This is a genomic window from Algoriphagus machipongonensis (assembly GCF_000166275.1).
Lineage (GTDB): Bacteria > Bacteroidota > Bacteroidia > Cytophagales > Cyclobacteriaceae > Algoriphagus > Algoriphagus machipongonensis.
In genome coordinates, this window is the sequence record NZ_CM001023.1 from 4,274,751 (window position 1) to 4,294,174 (window position 19,424).

Here is a 19,424-nt window from a genome sequence, read left to right on the forward strand (position 1 = left end):
AATTCCATTTGCGAATCCTGCCTTTTATACCCAATGTTGGGGTATGAAAAACCTGTTCCTTCTCTTTTGCACTTGGCTTCTGATAAGCTCTTGCGAAAATCCCGTTTCGGACCAACACTTTTACGATGAAGGTATTTCTGCTGAATTAGCGAAATTTCGAAAACAGCAAGTCTCGGAGATCCATTATCAATTACAATTTGATATTCCAGAAAAGAAAACGGATCCCATCCCAGCGAAATTAATTTTAGAGACAAGCATTTCAGACCTCTCCCACCCTTTGATCCTGGATTTTCATGAAGAGGCTTCGCACCTTATCTCACTAAAGGTGAATGGCAACGAAACTGAGATCAACCACCGAAACCAACATTTAATTATCGCCGAAGACAGACTGGAGAAAGGGTCCAATTCAATTGAAATTAATTTCCTGGCTGGAGAACTCTCGCTCAATAGAAATGATGATTTTCTTTATACCCTATTGGTTCCAGATCGCGCCTCTACTCTTTTCCCTTGTTTTGACCAACCAAATCTGAAAGCAAACTACTCACTAACCATATCTGCTCCCAATGAATGGAAAGTCCTCGCTGGAGCACCTGAAATAGCTTCAGAAGAGAGCGATGGATCCACCATCCACCGCTTTGCAAAATCAGATCTAATGAGCACCTATCTTTTTTCATTTGTGGCCGGGAATTTTGAGGAGGCAAAAGCTGAAGGCGATTTTCCACAAAGAATGCTTTATAGAGAGACCAATTCTGAAAAAATCGCAGCAAGTATACCTGAAGTTTTCTCCCTTCATGAAAAAGCAAAAGACTTTTTAGAAGCATACACAGATTACCCCTTCCCTTTCCAGAAACTTGATTTCACCACAATACCCATATTTCAATATGGAGGCATGGAGCACGTTGGGGCTATTCAATACCGTGAGTCCTCTTTGTTTCTAGATGAAAATGCTACCAATTCGCAATTGCTCTCCCGCGCTAAGCTCATTGGTCATGAAACGGCTCACATGTGGTTTGGTGATTTAGTGACCATGGATTGGTTTGAAGATGTTTGGATGAAGGAAGTTTTCGCAAATTTCATGGCTGGAAAGCTTGTCAACCCAGCATACCCAGATATCAATCATGAACTCTCATTCTTGACCAACCACTACCCTTCTGCTTACGGTGAAGACCGAACGAAAGGAACCAACCCAATCCGTCAAGATTTAGCCAACTTAAAGGATGCTGGCTCACTTTATGGAAGTATTATCTATAATAAAGCGCCAATCATGATGAGGCAGCTGGAAACCGTAATGGGTGAAGATGCATTTCAGAAGGGTATTCAGACTTACATCAAGACTTTTGCAAACAGCAATGCGAGATGGAGTGACTTAGTAGAAATCCTCAACCGAGAAACCGCACTCGACTTAAAGGAATGGAGCGAGGTCTGGGTCAATCAATCGGGAAGACCTATTATATCCGATGAAATTGAGTTTTCTGAAAATGGGAATATCACATCATTTAAAATCCATCAAAAAGCTGAAGATGGCTCTGAAAAGGTATGGCCTCAACTATTCAACCTTACCTTCTTTTATCCTCAAGAATCAAAAACAATTGAGATATCCTTAAATGACAAAACAATCAATTTGGAGGAGGCTATTGGTTTAGAAAAACCTACCGCTATTCTTTACAACAGCAATGGCCTTGGCTACGGGGTTTTCCCATTGGACATTAACTCATTGGAAAAGATAACAGACCTCCAAGATGAGGTGATGCGGGGACAATCTTACATCAACCTATACGAGAACACCTTAGCTGGCAACATTTCTCCAAAACAAACTTTCGAAGTTCTTCATAAAGGCATTTTAGAAGAAAAAAATGAGATTCTCGCAAGCTTGATTTCTTCAGAAATGAACTCATTGTTTTGGACTTTTTTAACCAAGGATCAGAGAGAAAGCAAAATTTCTAAACTTGAAGAGGATTTATGGACATTGCTTCAGCAGGATATTTCCACCAATCTTAAAAAGACTCTTTTCTCATTATATAGCGGACTGGCCTATTCCGAATCAGGTCAGAATAGGCTTTACCAAGTTTGGGACAAGTCTATAGAAATTGAAAATCTCAAATTAAACCCTGATGATTTCACAAGCCTAGCCATGAAATTGGCACTATATGGACACCCTAAATCCGAAGAAATATTAGTAGAGGAGAGATCTAGAATAAGCAATCCAGATAAGCTGGCTCGATTTGACTTCCTACAACCGGCTTTATCCCAAAATGAAAGTGAAAGAGATGCTCTTTTTGAATCATTTAGAAATATGGACAATCGGGAAAAAGAATCATGGGTACTTGCAGCCTGTGGTTATATACACCATCCACTTCATCAGGCAACAAGTGTTAAGCATGTCCCTTTGGCTCTGGAGCTTTTGGACGAAATTCAGAAGACTGGAGACATCTTCTTTCCTAAAAGATGGGTGAGTGCCACTGTAGGACAATACAGCTCTCAAAAGGCAGCAAATGACGTCAATGTCTTTCTAGAAGCAAACCCTGACTACAACCCCATTTTAAAAAATAAGATTTTACAAGCCACCGATGATTTGATGCGGGTGCAAAAGATAAAAGGTCAAGAATAAGGTGGAGACGTTTGAAACCAAAAAAAAGACCTCATTTCATTTATTCCCTAAAAACAAAAAAGTCGTCCAATTGGACGACTTTTTATTTGATTTAATCTGATCTTATTTAGAAGCAATAAATGCTAATAAGTCTACAACTTTGTTTGAGTAACCCCACTCATTATCATACCAAGAAACCACTTTCACGAAAGTATCAGAAAGTTGGATTCCTGCACCTGCGTCAAAAATAGAAGTTCTAGCATCACCAATGAAGTCGTTAGAAACAACTGCATCTTCAGTATAACCCAAAACTCCTTTCATGGAAGATTCTGATGCCTCTTTCATCTTAGCACAGATTTCTTCGTAAGAAGCAGCTTTCTTCAATCTAACAGTCAAATCAACTACTGAAACATCTGGAGTAGGAACTCTAAATGCCATACCAGTCAATTTACCGTTCAATTCAGGAATTACTTTACCTACTGCTTTTGCAGCTCCTGTAGAAGATGGGATAATATTTTGGCCTGCACCACGTCCACCTCTCCAGTCTTTAGCAGATGGTCCATCTACTGTTTTCTGAGTAGCAGTAGTAGCGTGAACAGTAGTCATCAAACCTTCTTCGATACCGAAGTTGTCATTCAATACTTTTGCGATTGGAGCCAGGCAGTTTGTTGTACAAGATGCATTGGAAACAAAAGTCATGTCAGAAGTATAAGAACTTTCATTTACACCCATTACAAACATAGGCGTATCATCCTTAGAAGGAGCAGACATGATTACTTTCTTAGCACCAGCGTCAATGTGACCCTGAGCCTTTTCTTTAGTCAAGAACAAACCTGTTGATTCTACAACATATTCTGCACCTACATCACCCCATTTAAGGTCAGCAGGATTCTTTTCAGAAGTTACTCTGATGGCTTCGCCATTCACGATTAACTTTCCGTCAGTTACCTCTACAGTACCTTTAAATTGACCATGAGTAGAGTCATACTTCAACATATAGGCCATGTAATCCACATCGATCAAGTCATTGATGCCCACTACCTGGATATCATCTCTTTCTTGGGCCACTCTAAAAACTAGTCGACCGATTCTTCCGAATCCATTAATTCCTACTTTAATTTTGCTCATAATATTTATTGATTTGCGTATAGGTTTGATTTTCAAACATCCCGCCAAGCATGCCTCTTTTGGCTAAAAATGGCTGAGGGATGGCTAAGTTATTATAAATATTTGGCTAGCCCAAACAGTTTATTTCCTAGAGATTTAAGAATGCCTCCATTTTATAAATCAATCGATTTCGAGTTCAAGATTTTTTTATTTAAAAATTGGGTAATTTGAAAAAAAGTATCAAAACATGTTTGCATCAGCAATTCAAGAAGTAGCCAATTTTACCCGAGCGATCCATAGTATTTCCAGAAGCTTTGAAGCCAACCAAGTACAGCGAGGCTCAGCAACCTTATTCTTTGTAAACCAAGAGGGTTATGCCCTTACCTGTAAGCATGTTGCTCAATGGCTATCTCAAGCAGACAAAATCAATAAAGTCTATCTCCAATATTTAAAAGGGAATCACGAGGGCAAGCAAACCAAACAACTTGCCTATCAATTGGGCTTAAGCAAAGAAAAAACCGCAGAAATGCGGGTAACCTTTGTGGATTGTGTGGATCAAATAAAAAACTTGAAAATTCATGCCCATCCTGAATACGACTTAGCCCTTATCAAATTTGAAGGTTTCACAAAAAAAATGTTTACAAGCACCCCGCGCTTTCTAGGAGATAATAATTCTATCCAGCCTGGAGAAATGCTTTGTCGACTGGGTTTTCCTTTTCCAGAATTCTCCAATTTCCAGTTAAACCTTGAAAAAAACATTCTCGAATGGACTTCCAAGGGAAATGCTCGCTCACCTAGATTCCCTATAGAAGGAATGGTCACTCGTTTTTTGGGAGATAAAAAAGGAAAAGTGTATGGGATAGAAATGAGTACTCCCGGTCTAAGAGGTCAAAGCGGAGGGCCACTTTTTGACACTCAGGGGAGAATTATTGGCATGCAAAGCAGGACTAAACACCTACACCTTGGGTTTGATATTGAAGAGAAATCAATTATTGCCCATGGCAAAGAGAAGAAAGTGAATGACTACTCCTTTATTCATCTGGGAGAATGCATCCATGTTTCTGTCATCAAAGAATTCCTAAACCAGCATCAAGTTTCATTTGATGAGGCATAAAAAAAGCCCTGATTTCTCAGGGCTTTCACTTAATCAAATGTTAATTAAAGACTTGCTAAAACCGCATTAAAGGTCTCACTTGGTCTCATTGCTTTAGAAGTTAACTCTCCGTCTAATTTGAAATAACCACCAATTTCCTGAGGAGAACCTTGGCTACCATTCAATTCGGAAACAATTTGCTCTTCTTTCTCGCTCATGGTTTTTGCCAAAGGAGTGAACTTGGCCTTTAACTCGGCATCTTTGTTTTGGTCGGCCAAAGCCTGAGCCCAATAAAGTGCCAGGTAAAAATGGCTGCCTCTGTTATCCAATTTACCCACGACTCTGGCAGGTGATTTATCATTGTCAAGGAATTTACCTGTTGCCAAGTCTAACGTTTCCCCTAAAAGTAAAGCTTTCTCGTTATGGAAAATTCTACCCAAATGCTCTAAAGAAACAGCCAAGGCAAGAAACTCACCTAAGGAATCCCAACGCAAGTGACCTTCTTTCACAAATTGCTCCACATGCTTTGGTGCAGATCCACCGGCACCAGTTTCAAACAAACCTCCACCATTCATTAAGGGAACGATCGATAGCATTTTTGCAGAAGTACCTACTTCTAAAATCGGGAATAAATCAGTGAGGTAATCTCTCAACACATTTCCTGTCACAGAAATAGTATCCATTCCTTCTTTAATTCTGGCCAAAGTGAAATTAGTAGCTTCCACTGGTGACATGATATGAAGTTCGATTCCCTCAGTATCATGATCCAACAAGTACTTATTCACTTTTTTGATCAACTCCTGATCATGGCTTCTTTTAGAGTCCAACCAAAAAACTGCCGGCGTACTAGAAAGCTTTGCTCTAGTCACTGCCAACTTCACCCAATCCTGGATCGGTGCATCCTTGGTTTGACACATTCTCCAGATATCTCCTTCCTGAACAGCGTGAGATAAAATCACCACACCATTTTCGTCAATTACCTCTACAGTACCGGCAGCAGGGATTTCGAAAGTTTTATCATGCGAACCGTATTCTTCAGCTTTTTGAGCCATCAAACCTACATTAGGAACAGAGCCCATTGTAGAAGGATCAAATGCGCCATGCTTCTTACAAAAGTCGATGGTAGCTTGATAAACTCCTGCATAACTTCTATCAGGAATGATGGCTTTGGTATCTTGAGAATTACCTTCTTTATTCCACATCTGACCAGATGTACGGATCATTGCTGGCATAGAAGCATCAATGATCACATCACTTGGTACATGTAGGTTGGTGATTCCACGGTCAGAATTAACCATAGCCAAATCAGGACTGTCTGCATAGCAGGCATCAATGTCCGCTAAGATTTCAGCCTTTTTATCTGCAGGCAATTTTTCAATATTCGAAAGTAAATCCCCAAAACCATTATTTACATCCACTCCAAGCTCTGCTAAAACGGCAGCATGCTTAGTAAATACAGGTTCGAAGAAAACTTTCACAGCATGTCCAAAAATAATAGGATCAGACACCTTCATCATAGTAGCTTTCATGTGAATCGAAAACAAGATTCCCTGAGCTTTAGCGTCATCCTTGGCTTTTTTCAAAAAGGCTTTCAATGCAGAAACGCTCAAGGTGGAAGCGTCGATAACTTCCCCATCTAATAAAGATAAACCTGATTTAAGCACTTCTTTACTTCCATCCTCTTTGGTCAACTCGATAGACACTTTGGTCGCTTGAGTCATGGTATGAGATTTTTCACTTCCGTAAAAATCACCTTCGCTCATACTATCCACATGAGATTTTGAGTCAGCTGACCATTTACCCATGGAATGCGGGTGCTTCTTGGCATATGCTTTAACAGCTTGAGGAGCTCTTCTATCAGAGTTTCCTTCTCTCAAAACAGGGTTTACCGCTGAACCTTTGATTTTATCATAGGTCGCTTTAATATTTTTCTCTTCCTCATTTTTAGGCTCTTCTGGATAATTTGGAAGGGCATAACCTTTTCCCTGCAATTCTTTGATTGCTGCTTTAAGCTGTGGAATTGAAGCGGAAATGTTTGGAAGCTTGACAATGTTAGCCTCTGGAGTCTTGGCTATATCACCCAATTCAGCCAGTGCATCACCGATTTGCTGCTCTGCTGTCAGATAACTTGGGAAATTTGCAATGATTCTTCCAGATAAAGATATGTCTCTGGTTTCTACCTGCACTCCTGCTGAGCTCGTAAAAGCCTGAACAATTGGGAGCAATGAATACGTAGCCAAGGCAGGTGCCTCATCAGTTAGCGTATAAAGGATTTTTGGAGTTTGGTTACTCATGGTTTGATCAAGTACTTTAAAAAGAGTGGAAAATAACCCTGTTAAAGAAAACAGCTCTCTTATTGCCTTTTCATCACCAAAACTTCTCTAAGTCGAAACTTTAGAAAACAGGGTCGTAAAATTTTGCGGCTAAATTACGGAAAATATCCTTGTTTCAAATCCGTTTCACCCACGGTAATGTACCCTTTATCAAAGGATTCTACCGAATCATGAAGTCATCACTATCCATCCAGGCAGGAAATTTCTCTCTAAAAGCATCCAATTCAGCCGCTTTCAAAGTAAAAACCTCTATTTTTTCCTGTTCGAAATCATCTGTGGTTTGAGAATTCCCCAAAGCTTTTCCCTTAAAATCATAGATTTCTGAATGGCCGGTATAGTCAATACCATTCCCATCTTTACCGACTCTATTTACTCCCGCAACAAAACAAAGATTTTCTATAGCCCTAGCCGGTAATAAAGCATCCCAAGCGGAGGAGCGAGCTGCTGGCCAAGAGGCGACAAAAAACATCAAGTCATACAAAGGGCTTTCATTGATCCTTCGGTTTCTGGACCAAACAGGAAACCGAAGATCGTAACAGACCTGTGGGCATACTTTCCAGCCTTTCACCTCGAAAATTGATTGGCTTTCTCCTTGGGAAAAAGTTTGATCTTCCTGGGCCATTCTAAAGAGATGCCTTTTGTCATAATGAGAAATTTCGCCTGTAGGAGTAACCCAAAGAAGCCGGTTAAAAAACTTTCCCTTTTCAGAAATTATCGCACTTCCGGTAATCACAGCACCCGTTTGGGATGCCATTTGTTTCATCCATTTACAAACGCCTAAATTCATGGGCTCGGCTAATTCAGCTGCCTCCATACTAAAACCGGTCGGAAACATTTCTGGTAAAATTATTAGATCAATGCCAGACTTTAATCCCCAGATTTTCTCTTCCAGCATAGCCAAATTTGCCACTTTATCTTTCCAATAAAGCTCCGTCTGAACAAGTGCGATATTTAACTCAGCTGATTTACTCATCTAAGAGGATAAACCATTCTGTAATCAGTAGAGACCTTTCCTTTACTGACGTCTACCAGTTTCGATTTAAGCAATCTTTTCTTTAAACCTTTTAGGTAGTCAACAAATAGAATTCCTTCCAAGTGATCGTATTCATGTTGGATGACACGTGCAGTCATCCCAGAAAACTCCTCTTCATGGAGATTCCAGTTTTCATCAAAATATTCTATAGTCAATTTCTCGGGTCTGGTAATCTCTGCCCTTACATCAGGGATACTCAGACAACCTTCTTCAAAACTATAATCATCCCCATACTCATCTAAAATGATTGGGTTAATAAATGCTTTTCGAATCCCTTTCTCCTCATCTTCCTCATCCAGCATCAAATTACTATCGATGACGAATAGCCTAACTCCCTCATTGATCTGAGGAGCGGCTAAACCAACACCATTGGCGTTATCCATCGTAGCGAACATATTTTGGATCATCTCATCCAAAGCTGTCCCTTCATTGATCTCATCAGCCTCTTTCTTCAAAATTGGGTTCCCGTATGCAACTATTGGGTATATCATTGTCTTTCTAAATACGATTGTAAAATTATTGCCGCGCTTACCTTATCTAGGTTTCCTGCCTTTTCCCTGCGGTCTTTCTTCTTGCTCCCCATGGTGATCATACTTTGCATGGCCATTTTGGAGGTAAATCTCTCATCCACTAACTCCACCTTCTGAGAAGGGAAGTTTTTCTCCAACTTGGTTTTCATCGCCATCACTTTAGGAGTCATCTCATTGTCTTTTCCATTCAGTTTTGTAGGCAAGCCCAGTACAAGCGTATCTACTTCCTCTTTCGCGATGTATGCTTTGATGAAATCAATCAACTTAAAGGTCTCAATTGTTTCAAGTGGATTTGCCAACATCTTCAGCGGATCGGTAACAGCCAAACCTGTTCGTTTGGTTCCCAGATCAATTGCTAGTACTCTTGGCATCAGTTGGTCTTTATTTTATTTCGAATTTTTCTTAGCGCCTCTCGCTCTAATTGTATTGCCTTTGGAAAAAGTAGATCATCCTCAATCTGTGCATGAATCCTCAATTCTCTTTCAAAGTTTTGCAGTTCATGGTAAAGGACTTTCATCGTCAAAGGCGCTTCTTCAGAAAGGGTATACTCTGAAGTTAGCTTTCTGATTCCTTCCATTTCATCATCGTGCACCTCATGTGCATCTGCTAATAAATGAATGGGGTCTCTTTCTAATATTGTTAAGGCATCCAGCAAACTGTAGTGCCCTTGCTCCACATCTTGAAGAAGTTCTATTCTTTTAAATAGACGGCTTTCCTCTTCATGAATGTGGTGGATAAAGTCCTCCACAAACAGAGGGAACATGATCCTCAAATCTGACATGATGGAAGCATACTCAGGCTCCGCCTTAATCCCGGAAATGATATTAGCCAAAAATGGAAGTTCTTGACGTACGAAGTAATAATGCTTTTGCTTTAGATAAGCGACCAATACTTCTATTGGATTTAGGTACAATTCCTCATTAGAGGGATCCTTCCTGGCGGCCCAGGCTTCTAGTTCCGTGATGAGTTGATTAGGATGTACTTTATGCTTTTTGCAAACTTCCTCTAAAGATTGTGTTGGATATTGGTAGAAGCTAATTCCAAAATAATGCAACACTGCTGCGAAAACATAGTTTTCGGACACTAAATCCCCAACTAAGTTCTTATTGAAATCGTTTTCAGCCCTCATGTCACAAAAATAATTTTTTTTAACAGAAAAAAGGTCAATAATTTGCTTCATTATCGCACCCGTCCGTATAAACATTCGTTAACTTTATACGGAATGACTTTTGAACACTAGCCAATTATGCTAGTTTATTAGATATTGCAATACAAAATTTAGATAGGAAAAGACGTGAGCGAGACTAAAAACACGAAAAAACAAATAAGGCTACCGATCATATTGGCGTTGGCGATTTCTGCCGGCATATGGATTGGGGCAACATTTGCAGAACCCAAGAGTAATCAAAATGACCTGAGAGCAGCATTATACAAGCTCCAGGAAATTATGACTTATATAAATAGGGATTATGTAGACAGTGTCAACACCAATGAACTGGTAGAATTTGGGATTACCAAAATGCTGGAAAACCTAGATCCGCACTCAAGCTATATACCTGCAAGAGATGCTTCATTGGCTCAATCCCAATTAGATGGTGAATTTGATGGAATTGGAGTAGAATTCGGAATTATTCGTGATACCATTTATGTGGTTGCGCCTTTAACCGGAGGACCATCTGAAGCCTTGGGTATTCAATCCGGAGACCAAATCATTAAAGTTGATGAAAAAACGGTTGCTGGAATAGGGGTTACCAACCGAGATGTTTTTGACTTATTGAGAGGACCAAAAGGTTCTACTGTAAAAGTGGATATTAAAAGAAAAAATCAAAAAGAACTGATTTCTTACGATATCACCAGAGATAAGATCCCGCAATACAGCATCAATGCTTCTTATATGGTCAATGATGAAGTAGGTTACATCAAAGTAACTCGATTTGCTGCGACCACTTACGATGAGTTCAAGAGCTCAATCGAAGATCTGAAAAGTAAAGGCATGAAAAAGCTGATTGTTGATTTACAAAGTAACCCAGGTGGATATATGGGAGCTGCGATCAATATGGCGGATGAATTACTTGGACAACGTGCATTGATTGTTTCTCAGGAAGGAAAAGTAGACCAATACAATCAAAAAGCTTTTGCTTACAGACCAGGGATTTTTGAAGAAGGACCAGTCATTGTTTTAATCAATGAAGGTAGTGCTTCTGCATCTGAGATTCTATCTGGGGCAATTCAAGATAATGACCGTGGGCTTATTGTAGGTAGAAGATCATTTGGAAAAGGATTGGTTCAGTTACCAATTGATTTATCAGATGGAGCTGAATTAAGATTAACGATCGCTCGATATTACACACCTTCAGGTAGATCTATTCAAAAACCTTACGGAGCTAATCACGAGGATTATGAAATGGATTACATTAAGAGATTTGAACATGGAGAATTTTTCTCTGCAGATAGCATCAGTTTCAATGATAGTCTGAAATACAACACCGTAAAAGGACGAACCGTCTATGGTGGAGGAGGTATTATGCCAGATTACTTTGTGCCGCTGGACACCACTATGAATAGCGCCTATATCAGCAGATTGTTCAATTCTGATTCCAATAGAGAATTTGTCCTAGATTATGCCAACAAAAACAAGGACAAATTTGAAGACATGACGATTGAGGAGTACAAGGACAAGTTTACTGTAAATGACGCGATGTTGATGGAGCTAGTAGAAGTAGGCAAGAAAAACAACGTGAAATTTGACCAAGTAGACTTTAATAAATCTAAAGACTACTTAAGAATTTTGGTCAAAGCACATCTTGCAAGACAACTCTATGATGACAGTGCATTTTATATGGTCGTCAATGATATCAACGAAATTTACCAGCAAGCATTAAAACTCTTTGACCAAGCAGAGCAAATTGCCATGGCTAAGGATTTGACTGATGTAGATTTACAAGAAGAGGAAGAGTAACACCTTCTTCAAATGGATACTAAAAAGAGCAACTCTAACGGGTTGCTCTTTTTTTATATCATTTTCCTTTCAATCTTTTCTTAAAAGCGTGACATTAGAATTTCAATGAGGTCATACTTTAATAAATCCAATAACAATGAAATATATTTTCACCTTCCTCCTATTGTCAGGAATTATCATGAGCACGACTGCTCAGATCAAAGTTAATCATATCGCGGTTCACGTTTCAGACTTAGATGCCAGCAAAGAATTCTATCAATCCATTGTAGGACTCAAGGAAATTGACGAACCCTTTAAAGATGGACTTCATGCCTGGTACGACATTGGTGGCGGTGCCGCACTTCACATTATCGAGGCACCGAATGTACCCACTGAGATTTCAAAAGTGAATCACCTATGCTTTAGCATGGAGGACATGGATTCATTCATCAAAACTCTTCAAGACACAAATTATCCTTTTGAAAGCTGGCCAGGAGAAAAAGGAAAAATCACCACCCGAGTTGACGGAGTCCGACAAATCTACATTCAAGACCCCGATGGCATATGGCTGGAAATAAATGATGATTATTAAGCATAAAAAAAACCCTGAGAAGATCTCTCAGGGTTTTAATTTTTAGTTGTTATCGTAAATTACTTGAGGCCAGCTATCATTTCCAAGATTAACATCTGGTAGAATTTTATCTGGATCTAGGACAACTCCGGTGATTTTCTTATCTGTTTTAATTAAGTGATTCCAAGTATCACCTCTTTGCCAAATCTCAACTGGAAGAGTAAATCTCTCTGTAGAGTTATCATCATAAGTTAACTCATAAACTACTGGCATTGGGATCTCTCCTTTATTCGAAATGCTAAGCACATAATTTCCAGCATATGGAAAAACTCCATTTACTGCCAAATCAATATTTCCATTACCATAGAACCATCCTTGCCAGAACCAAGAAAGATTCTCTCCACCTACATTCTCCATGTGATTGAAGAAATCAGAAGGCTGAGGATGCTTATATGCCCAAGTCTTGATGTAAGATTTAAAAGCATTATCAAAGCGCTCTGGACCCAGGATATATTCTCTCAACATCAAAAGTCCTATCGCTGGTTTGTTATAAGCAATCATCCCAAGATTGGATACATTTACCACATCTGGGTAAGTATCTATTCCTTCTCTAGTTTCGCTAGTGAAATAATTTACAGATCTTCTAGTTTGATCAAGTCTAGATGGATACTCACCGTCGTTAAAAGCCAAAGTGCTGTAGTGATTGATGAAAGTATTGAATCCTTCATCCATCCAGGCATATCTTCTTTCATTGGAACCTACAATCATTGGGAACCAGTTATGACCAAACTCATGATCTGTCACTCCCCAAAGACCTCTACCTTTTGAGTTGTAACTACAGAAATTCAACCCGGGGTACTCCATTCCACCTATGTCAGCTGCAACATTGGTAGCGGTAGCATAAGGAAATTCAAACCAAGTTTCAGAATAATGCTCAATTGACGCTTTAGAATATTCAGTAGATCTCGTCCAAGCCTCTACCCCATCAGATTCTTTTGGGTATACAGACTGAGCCAAGATTTTTTTACCACTAGGCAAATTGATTTTTGCTGCATCCCAGATAAAAGATTTAGAAGAAGCAAAGGCAATATCTCTACTGTTTTCAATCGCAAAACGCCAAGTAACTGTTCCTTCTTGCTTTGGTCTTGTCAATTCAGTATTCCCGATTTCCTCAGGTGAAACCAAATAAACAGTTTCATCACTTTCCTGTGCTTTTTCATATCGATCCAGCAACTCCTTACTCAAAACTTCTTTTGGGTTCAATAATTCTCCAGAACCAACTACGATATGGTCATAAGGAACCGTGATTTCATATTCAAAATCACCATACTCCAGGTAAAACTCTCCAGCACCCAAGTAAGGCTCAACGTTCCACCCTTCGATTTCATCAAAAACAGCAGCTTTTGGATACCATTGTGCAAATGCATAGATGGTTCCATCTTCTACATCTAATCTTCCCATTCTATCCATTCCTTCTACCGGAACTTTGAAAGAGAAGTTCATGGATACAGTTGCTTCTCCTCCTTTAGCAGGAATAGGCTCAGCAAACCAAACTTGCATTCTTGTATCGTTGATGATATGCTTATTGGAAACATCTCCTTTGGAACCCACTTTGGCTTCTAGGTTGGTGATATCAAAACCACCATCTGTATCCCCATTGTATCTGTTTCCCTGAATAGGAGTAGTAAGAGTTCCTCTTGATTCTTCAGTAAACCTATTCTGCTCCAGTTGCATCCAAATGAAGTCCAGTGCTTCCGGACTGTTATTGGTATAGGTCATGGTAATCTGCCCTGTCAAGGTGTGAGCCTCATCGTCTAAAGTAGCTTTGATCGAATAATCGGCTTCATTTTGCCAATACCCTACTCCTGGCTTACCCGATGCAGTTCTTGAATAGGTACCTCTACGGTCCATAAACTCTCCAAAGACAGATTGATTGTTTTCTTTTACCTCCTGGGCGTAGGATTGGGACATTTCTGTAATCCCCATTCCTGCCAACAGGAGTGATAGAATTAATTTTCTTTTCATGGTACTTATTTAATAATTGGCGCCTAAAATACAGATTTCCTTTTTTTCTTCCAGTTTGTTTTACACGAGAGTTTTTTCATTAACTAAATTTCACACAAAAGTCAAAGTTGGAAATAGACTTTTTTCGCCAGTTATTTGACCCGAAATCACATTTCAAACCATGAAAAAACAATTTCTTTTTGCGATCCTAACTGGACTAGCTTTATCTACAAAAGCCCAAACAGATACGACTACTCAGCATTTAGATGAGGTCATTATTCAGGAGAACAGAATCCAGATTCCTTTTTCAAAGCAAAGTCGAAACATCTCTATAATTGATAAACAACAGATTGAGACCACACCAGGAAGAAGTTTGCAGGAAATCCTATCTTTTGTACCTGGGGTAGATGTTAGACAGCGAGGAGTAACAGGCGTGCAAGCGGATATTGGAATAAGAGGGGGCTCTTTTGCACAAACTCTTATGCTTCTTAATGGCATCAAATTAACAGATCCACAATCAGGGCATCACATGATGAATATTCCTGTGCCGATGGTCAATATCGATCGAGTGGAAGTCCTTAAAGGCCCAGGCTCCAGAATCTATGGTCAAAATGCATATGCAGGTGCAATCAACGTTATCACTTCTTTAAGTGAAGAGAAGTTTCTCAGAGTCCAAGGTTATGCAGGGGACTTTGGAATGAAAGGGATCAATTTTGCAGGCTCATTACCTGCCGGGAAATACAAGCAGAATATTGCTGTTTCTTACGATGACTCTAATGGTTACCAATACAATTCAGATTACCAAGTCAGCAATATTTTCTACGAAGGTGGGATCAACTTAAATGATCAAAACAGCCTTCGAGGAATGATTGCCTACACCGACAGAACCTTTGGTGCAAATGGATTTTACTCCAGCTCCTTCCCAGATCAATGGGAAAGTATACAGACCACCTTATCATCTCTGAGCCATACGTTAAATACTGGACAGTTTTATCTTAACTCACGAGCTTATTATCGACGTAATGTAGATGAATATAGATTGAGGAGAAACGAACCTGAATTCTATCAAAACAACCATACCTCCAATGTTTACGCCCTTGAGGCAAATGGACATTTCAAGTCTTCTCTTGGTACCACGGGATTTGGAGTAGAAACAAGACAAGAAACAATCGAGAGCAATAATCTGGGTGACCGTGAAAGGACCATGGGCGGTTTGTTCTTGGAGCAACTATTCAACTTTGGAGATCTAGTTGATCTAAGAGCGGGTATTTATTCCAACTATAACTCAAACTATGGATGGAAGCATTTCCCTGGAGCTGAAGTCGGTTTTCAAGCCAGTAAGGAAATACGCCTCTATTCTGGTTATGGCGTAAGCTATAGAGTCCCTTCCTTTACGGACTTATATTATGTAGGCCCAACAAATATTGGTAACGATCAATTAGTCCCTGAGCAAGCTCAAAATTGGGAAATTGGCGCAAAATGGAGCAAAGCTAATTTTAGGTCTGAACTGGTTTATTATATCCGGAATACCGACAATCTAATAGAGTGGACCCGTCCTACAGACAATGCAGGCGAAGATATTCCTTGGCAACCACAAAATTTCACGAAGGTTAATTTCGACGGGATCGAGCTTTCCCTTTTTTACAGAGTGAATCCAAGAGCGACAACTTTTCAGATTAAAGAATTTAGCTTTTCTTACAATTATATCAACGCGGATTTGAAAGAACAGCCGGGTGTTGAAACGCGGTATGCACTGACTTCTTTAAAAAATCAAGTCATTGGTGGTGCGCTGTTTGGTATAGGAAAGAAAACAGAATGGAACACAAAAATGCGATATGTGGAGCGGATGAATCAGGACCCTTATTTTGTGATTGACATGAGAATTGACTACAACCGACTGGGAAAGATTGGAGTCTTTGCAGAAGCTTCCAATTTAACCAATACGGAGTATGTAGAAGCTGCGACGATCCAAATGCCAGGAAGATGGTTTAGGGCTGGGTTTATGTTAAATCTGGAATAAGTGAAATTAAATTAAAGTCTTGATAAATATTTTTTCATCTCATTATCAAATGATTATTTAAAGACATTAAAAAAAAGTATCGCAATATTTGCTTCAAATTAATTTCAAACTACCTTTGCATTCCCTTTCGAAAGGAAAGGAAATCAAAGTTTAAAGTTTTGCTTATCCTAGACAGTAATCAGGAGATTTATAGCAACTTTAAAATATTGGGAGTTTAGCTCATCCGCGATAGCTATCGGGAGGTTCAGAGCTCCAAAAACATATTGGGAGTTTAGCTCAGTTGGTTCAGAGCATCTGCCTTACAAGCAGAGGGTCGGGGGTTCGAATCCCTCAACTCCCACATCCTAGTAAATGCTCTCACGTGAGCATTAAAAGGCTTACAGCCTTACATAAATTTAAGTTTTGCTTATCCTAGATAGTAATTAGGAGATTTATAGCAACTTTAAAATATAGGGAGTTTAGCTCATCCACGATAGTTATCGGGAGGTTCAAAGCTCAAAAAACATATTGGGAGTTTAGCTCAGTTGGTTCAGAGCATCTGCCTTACAAGCAGAGGGTCGGGGGTTCGAATCCCTCAACTCCCACATTCAATCCTGGATAATTCATTCAGGATTTTTTTTTGCTTTATGGCTTGCAACTTTTATATATTATACTCCTCCGTACTTGACAAGTTCTACCTTGGACATACCTGCGAACCCCTAGAGGAACGGTTGAGAAAACACCTTGCTAACCACTCGGGCTTTACTGGAAATTGTAAGGATTGGAAAATAGTTTATTCCGAAGAATTCTTGGACAAAAGCGCTGCCTATCAAAGGGAAAGAGCGGTCAAAGCTTGGAAAAGTAAAAAGAAAATCATAGAACTGATCCAAAATAAAACTTAACTAAATACTCTTCTTGATGATTGGACTGCAACTGAGCATTCCGATGCAATCGGAAGGGTCGGGGGTTCGAATCCCTCAACTCCCACATTAGCCTCAGATTATTCTGGGGCTTTTTTTGTTTAAACAGTCCCTTTTTTTTTTCAATTTCATAATTAAGAACCCTATTACATTTATTTAGAACCATGTGTCCTATAAACCTACTTTTATTCGACTAAGAAATAAAGGGTTATAAATTTCATGAAAAGACACACACTACTTTTAGGGATTTTAATTTTCAGTTCAATTTTCACTCTTCAAGCGCAAAGCTTGCAAGAAAATCTATTGGGAAAATGGAAACTCACTAGGGATGAAGGCTTTGAATACGTTGCAAATTCACCGGAGTTCATGGCTGGTCCTCAAGAAGAGAAAGACAAATTCTTTGACTGGATGGAAGAGGTACACAGCAAATCTTATAAGAACTTCTATAGTCTAGACTCCATGACTTCCACGATTGTTGATAGAAAAGAAATCATTCAAGAAAAATCTGTCTGGAATGTCCGTAAAACAGACTCTGTAATCACATGGAAAATTAGATTTGCACCAAAAGTGATTCAGGCAAAAGTCATCAAAATAACTGATCAGGAATTAATCCTTGGATACTTAAATCAAGACCAAACCTTGGGCAGGTTTAAGACATTTTACAAAAAAGAAGAAACCAACTAATTTCTACCCAAATCAAAAAGCCACAGATAATTTTCTGTGGCTTTTGCATTAATTATATATCAAATTTTATTCCTTGAGCTAAAGGAAGATTAGCAGAGTAGTTGATTGTATTAGTTTGCCGTCTCATATAGGCTTTCCAAGCATCCGAACCTGATTCACGACCGCCTCCAGTTTCTTTTTCTCCTCCGAAAGCACCTCCAATTTCTGCTCCAGAGGTACCTATATTCACATTTGCTATCCCACAGTCTGAACCTGCTACCGACAAAAAGGCTTCAGCCTCTCTCATATTTAAGGTCATTATCGCAGAGGATAAGCCTTGCGGCACTCCATTTTGCAAAGCAATCGCTTCTTCCAACTCCTCATATTTAATTAAATATAGAATTGGAGCAAATGTTTCATGCTGAACAATTTCAAAGTGATTTTCTGCCTCATAAATCGCCGGCTTCACATAGCAACCTGATTCATACCCCTCTCCTTTCATCACTCCTCCTTCGACGACAGCTTTGCCACCTTCGGTCTCCACTTTCTTTAGCGCTGCCAGATACATATTTACGGCGTCCTCATCTATCACCGGTCCAACATGATTTTTTTCATCAAGGGGATTTCCAATTACCAACTTAGAGTAGGCATCAGCCAATCGACTTTTCACCTCATCGTAAACTGAAGAATGAATAATTAATCTACGAGTAGAAGTACAACGTTGTCCTGCGGTGCCTACTGCACCAAATAATGCCCCTCTAATCGCCATATCCAAATCCGCACTTCCAGTAATGATAATCGCGTTATTACCTCCTAACTCAAGCAAAGATCTTCCCAATCTAGCTCCTACTGCTTCGGCAACAAGTTTCCCCATTCTCGTCGAACCAGTGGCTGAAACTAGAGGAACCCTTTTGTCATGAGAAATCAATTCACCAACCTTATAGTCTCCTACAATCAAACTGCAAATACCTTCAGGCATCCCATGCTTTTCAAAAACTTTGGCAGCAATATTTTGACAGGCAATGCCAGATAAAGGCGCTTTTTCGGATGGTTTCCAAAGACAAACATCTCCACAAACCCAAGCCAATGCAGCATTCCATGACCAAACGGCTACTGGAAAGTTAAATGCAGAAATAATCCCTACAATCCCTAAAGCATGCCACTGCTCATACATACGATGACCTGGTCGTTCAGAATGCATGGTCAATCCATACAATTGCCGGGATAAACCCACGGCAAAGTCACAGATATCAATCATTTCCTGAACTTCTCCTAAGCCTTCCTGGTAAGATTTCCCCATTTCGTAGGATACCAACTTCCCCAAATCAGCCTTCACCTCTCTCAGTGCATTTCCAATCTCACGAACAATCTCACCCCTCTGTGGTGCAGGGACATTTCTCCAAGTCTCAAAGGCCTTTTGAGATTGAGAAATAATAGCCTCGTAACTCTCCTTACTCCCCATTTGCACTTGAGCGATCTCTTTACCATCTGCAGGCGAAATGGAAGCAAAAAAAGCTTCATTAGTACCTATCCATTTCGTTCCCGTTGAGGACCCGGGGTTTTTATCTTTTATCCCTAAAATTTGTAGCGATTTCTGTATTCCGAATTGATCAGACATAATTTGGGTTGTTTTATTTTACTACTTA

At 39.6% G+C, this 19,424-nt stretch carries 14 protein-coding genes, 3 tRNA genes and 1 pseudogene; 10 read left to right on the forward strand and 8 right to left on the reverse strand.

The window, feature by feature from the left end; translation table 11 throughout:
* The first annotated feature begins 43 nt into the window (after window positions 1-43).
* Entirely contained in the window at window positions 44-2,608 is a 2,565-nt protein-coding gene (locus tag ALPR1_RS18055) for a M1 family metallopeptidase (protein ID WP_008202841.1), read from the forward strand.
* A 102-nt stretch (window positions 2,609-2,710) separates the two neighbouring features.
* Here the strand turns inward: ALPR1_RS18055 and gap are convergent, their stop codons facing one another.
* The gene (gap, locus tag ALPR1_RS18060) at window positions 2,711-3,715 is read right to left on the reverse strand and encodes a type I glyceraldehyde-3-phosphate dehydrogenase (RefSeq protein ID WP_008202842.1); all 1,005 of its coding nucleotides are present in this window, start codon (window positions 3,713-3,715) and stop codon (window positions 2,711-2,713) included.
* 226 nt (window positions 3,716-3,941) lie between these two features.
* Here gap and ALPR1_RS18065 point away from each other — a divergent pair, with 226 nt between their 5' ends.
* Complete coding sequence (locus tag ALPR1_RS18065; RefSeq protein WP_008202845.1) at window positions 3,942-4,808, forward strand: S1 family peptidase; 867 nt, start codon at window positions 3,942-3,944, stop codon at window positions 4,806-4,808.
* Window positions 4,809-4,852: 44 nt separating this feature from the next.
* Here the strand turns inward: ALPR1_RS18065 and ALPR1_RS18070 are convergent, their stop codons facing one another.
* The 5 genes from ALPR1_RS18070 to ALPR1_RS18090 all read right to left on the reverse strand — a co-directional run bounded on the left by ALPR1_RS18070 (window position 4,853) and on the right by ALPR1_RS18090 (window position 9,812).
* Window positions 4,853-7,081, reverse strand: coding sequence for an NADP-dependent isocitrate dehydrogenase (locus ALPR1_RS18070; RefSeq protein ID WP_008202847.1), 2,229 nt, complete (start codon window positions 7,079-7,081; stop codon window positions 4,853-4,855).
* A 199-nt stretch (window positions 7,082-7,280) separates the two neighbouring features.
* Window positions 7,281-8,093: an amidohydrolase gene (locus ALPR1_RS18075; protein ID WP_008202849.1), complete on the reverse strand. Its 813-nt coding sequence runs from the start codon at window positions 8,091-8,093 to the stop codon at window positions 7,281-7,283.
* Complete coding sequence (gene def, locus ALPR1_RS18080; RefSeq protein ID WP_008202851.1) at window positions 8,090-8,644, reverse strand: peptide deformylase; 555 nt, start codon at window positions 8,642-8,644, stop codon at window positions 8,090-8,092. Before def ends, ALPR1_RS18075 begins: the two co-directional genes overlap by 4 nt.
* Entirely contained in the window at window positions 8,641-9,054 is a 414-nt protein-coding gene (gene ruvX / locus ALPR1_RS18085) for a Holliday junction resolvase RuvX (RefSeq protein WP_008202854.1), read from the reverse strand. The genes def and ruvX overlap by 4 nt, the downstream gene beginning before the upstream one ends.
* Window positions 9,054-9,812 carry a hemerythrin domain-containing protein gene (locus ALPR1_RS18090; protein ID WP_008202856.1) on the reverse strand — a complete coding sequence of 253 codons (759 nt, stop codon included), beginning with the start codon at window positions 9,810-9,812 and terminating at the stop codon, window positions 9,054-9,056. The genes ruvX and ALPR1_RS18090 overlap by 1 nt, the downstream gene beginning before the upstream one ends.
* A 165-nt stretch (window positions 9,813-9,977) precedes the next feature.
* On the opposite strand from ALPR1_RS18090, the gene ALPR1_RS18095 reads away from it, so the two are divergent.
* Window positions 9,978-11,642, forward strand: a complete 1,665-nt coding sequence (locus tag ALPR1_RS18095) for a S41 family peptidase (RefSeq protein ID WP_040302994.1) — start codon at window positions 9,978-9,980, stop codon at window positions 11,640-11,642.
* 136 nt (window positions 11,643-11,778) lie between these two features.
* Complete coding sequence (locus ALPR1_RS18100) at window positions 11,779-12,213, forward strand: VOC family protein (protein ID WP_040302995.1); 435 nt, start codon at window positions 11,779-11,781, stop codon at window positions 12,211-12,213.
* 42 nt (window positions 12,214-12,255) lie between these two features.
* Here the strand turns inward: ALPR1_RS18100 and ALPR1_RS18105 are convergent, their stop codons facing one another.
* Window positions 12,256-14,217: a M1 family metallopeptidase gene (locus ALPR1_RS18105; protein WP_008202861.1), complete on the reverse strand. Its 1,962-nt coding sequence runs from the start codon at window positions 14,215-14,217 to the stop codon at window positions 12,256-12,258.
* A 160-nt stretch (window positions 14,218-14,377) separates the two neighbouring features.
* Here ALPR1_RS18105 and ALPR1_RS18110 point away from each other — a divergent pair, with 160 nt between their 5' ends.
* The 6 genes and pseudogenes from ALPR1_RS18110 to ALPR1_RS18130 all read left to right on the forward strand — a co-directional run bounded on the left by ALPR1_RS18110 (window position 14,378) and on the right by ALPR1_RS18130 (window position 17,799).
* Window positions 14,378-16,216: a TonB-dependent receptor gene (locus ALPR1_RS18110; protein WP_008202863.1), complete on the forward strand. Its 1,839-nt coding sequence runs from the start codon at window positions 14,378-14,380 to the stop codon at window positions 16,214-16,216.
* Window positions 16,217-16,481: 265 nt separating this feature from the next.
* Window positions 16,482-16,556, forward strand: a tRNA-Val gene (locus ALPR1_RS18115).
* 169 nt (window positions 16,557-16,725) lie between these two features.
* Window positions 16,726-16,800, forward strand: a tRNA-Val gene (locus ALPR1_RS18120).
* Window positions 16,801-16,842: 42 nt separating this feature from the next.
* Window positions 16,843-17,007: pseudogene (locus tag ALPR1_RS21125) on the forward strand (GIY-YIG nuclease family protein); the annotation flags it as partial.
* A 22-nt stretch (window positions 17,008-17,029) separates the two neighbouring features.
* A tRNA-Cys gene (locus ALPR1_RS20865) sits at window positions 17,030-17,182 on the forward strand.
* Between the two features lie 152 nt (window positions 17,183-17,334).
* Window positions 17,335-17,799 (forward strand): hypothetical protein, encoded by a 465-nt coding sequence (locus ALPR1_RS18130; RefSeq protein ID WP_008202867.1) that lies wholly within the window; start codon window positions 17,335-17,337, stop codon window positions 17,797-17,799.
* Window positions 17,800-17,851: 52 nt separating this feature from the next.
* Here the strand turns inward: ALPR1_RS18130 and amaB are convergent, their stop codons facing one another.
* A complete protein-coding gene (amaB, locus tag ALPR1_RS18135) occupies window positions 17,852-19,396 on the reverse strand; it encodes an L-piperidine-6-carboxylate dehydrogenase (protein ID WP_008202869.1) in 1,545 nt (514 codons plus the stop codon).
* Between the last annotated feature and the right edge of the window lie 28 nt (window positions 19,397-19,424).

Bases quoted from the DNA above. Each gene is read 5' to 3' on its own strand.
- ALPR1_RS18075 (WP_008202849.1), bottom strand. From the start codon at position 8,093: ATGAGTAAATCAGCTGAGTTAAATATCGCACTTGTTCAGACGGAGCTT.
- ALPR1_RS18055 (WP_008202841.1), top strand. From the start codon at position 44: ATGAAAAACCTGTTCCTTCTCTTTTGCACTTGGCTTCTGATAAGCTCT.
- ALPR1_RS18110 (WP_008202863.1), top strand. From the start codon at position 14,378: ATGAAAAAACAATTTCTTTTTGCGATCCTAACTGGACTAGCTTTATCT.
- ALPR1_RS18130 (WP_008202867.1), top strand. From the start codon at position 17,335: ATGAAAAGACACACACTACTTTTAGGGATTTTAATTTTCAGTTCAATT.
- def (WP_008202851.1), bottom strand. From the start codon at position 8,644: ATGATATACCCAATAGTTGCATACGGGAACCCAATTTTGAAGAAAGAG.
- ALPR1_RS18070 (WP_008202847.1), bottom strand. From the start codon at position 7,081: ATGAGTAACCAAACTCCAAAAATCCTTTATACGCTAACTGATGAGGCA.
- ruvX (WP_008202854.1), bottom strand. From the start codon at position 9,054: ATGCCAAGAGTACTAGCAATTGATCTGGGAACCAAACGAACAGGTTTG.
- ALPR1_RS18100 (WP_040302995.1), top strand. From the start codon at position 11,779: ATGAAATATATTTTCACCTTCCTCCTATTGTCAGGAATTATCATGAGC.
- amaB (WP_008202869.1), bottom strand. From the start codon at position 19,396: ATGTCTGATCAATTCGGAATACAGAAATCGCTACAAATTTTAGGGATA.
- ALPR1_RS18065 (WP_008202845.1), top strand. From the start codon at position 3,942: ATGTTTGCATCAGCAATTCAAGAAGTAGCCAATTTTACCCGAGCGATC.
- ALPR1_RS18105 (WP_008202861.1), bottom strand. From the start codon at position 14,217: ATGAAAAGAAAATTAATTCTATCACTCCTGTTGGCAGGAATGGGGATT.
- gap (WP_008202842.1), bottom strand. From the start codon at position 3,715: ATGAGCAAAATTAAAGTAGGAATTAATGGATTCGGAAGAATCGGTCGA.
- ALPR1_RS18090 (WP_008202856.1), bottom strand. From the start codon at position 9,812: ATGAGGGCTGAAAACGATTTCAATAAGAACTTAGTTGGGGATTTAGTG.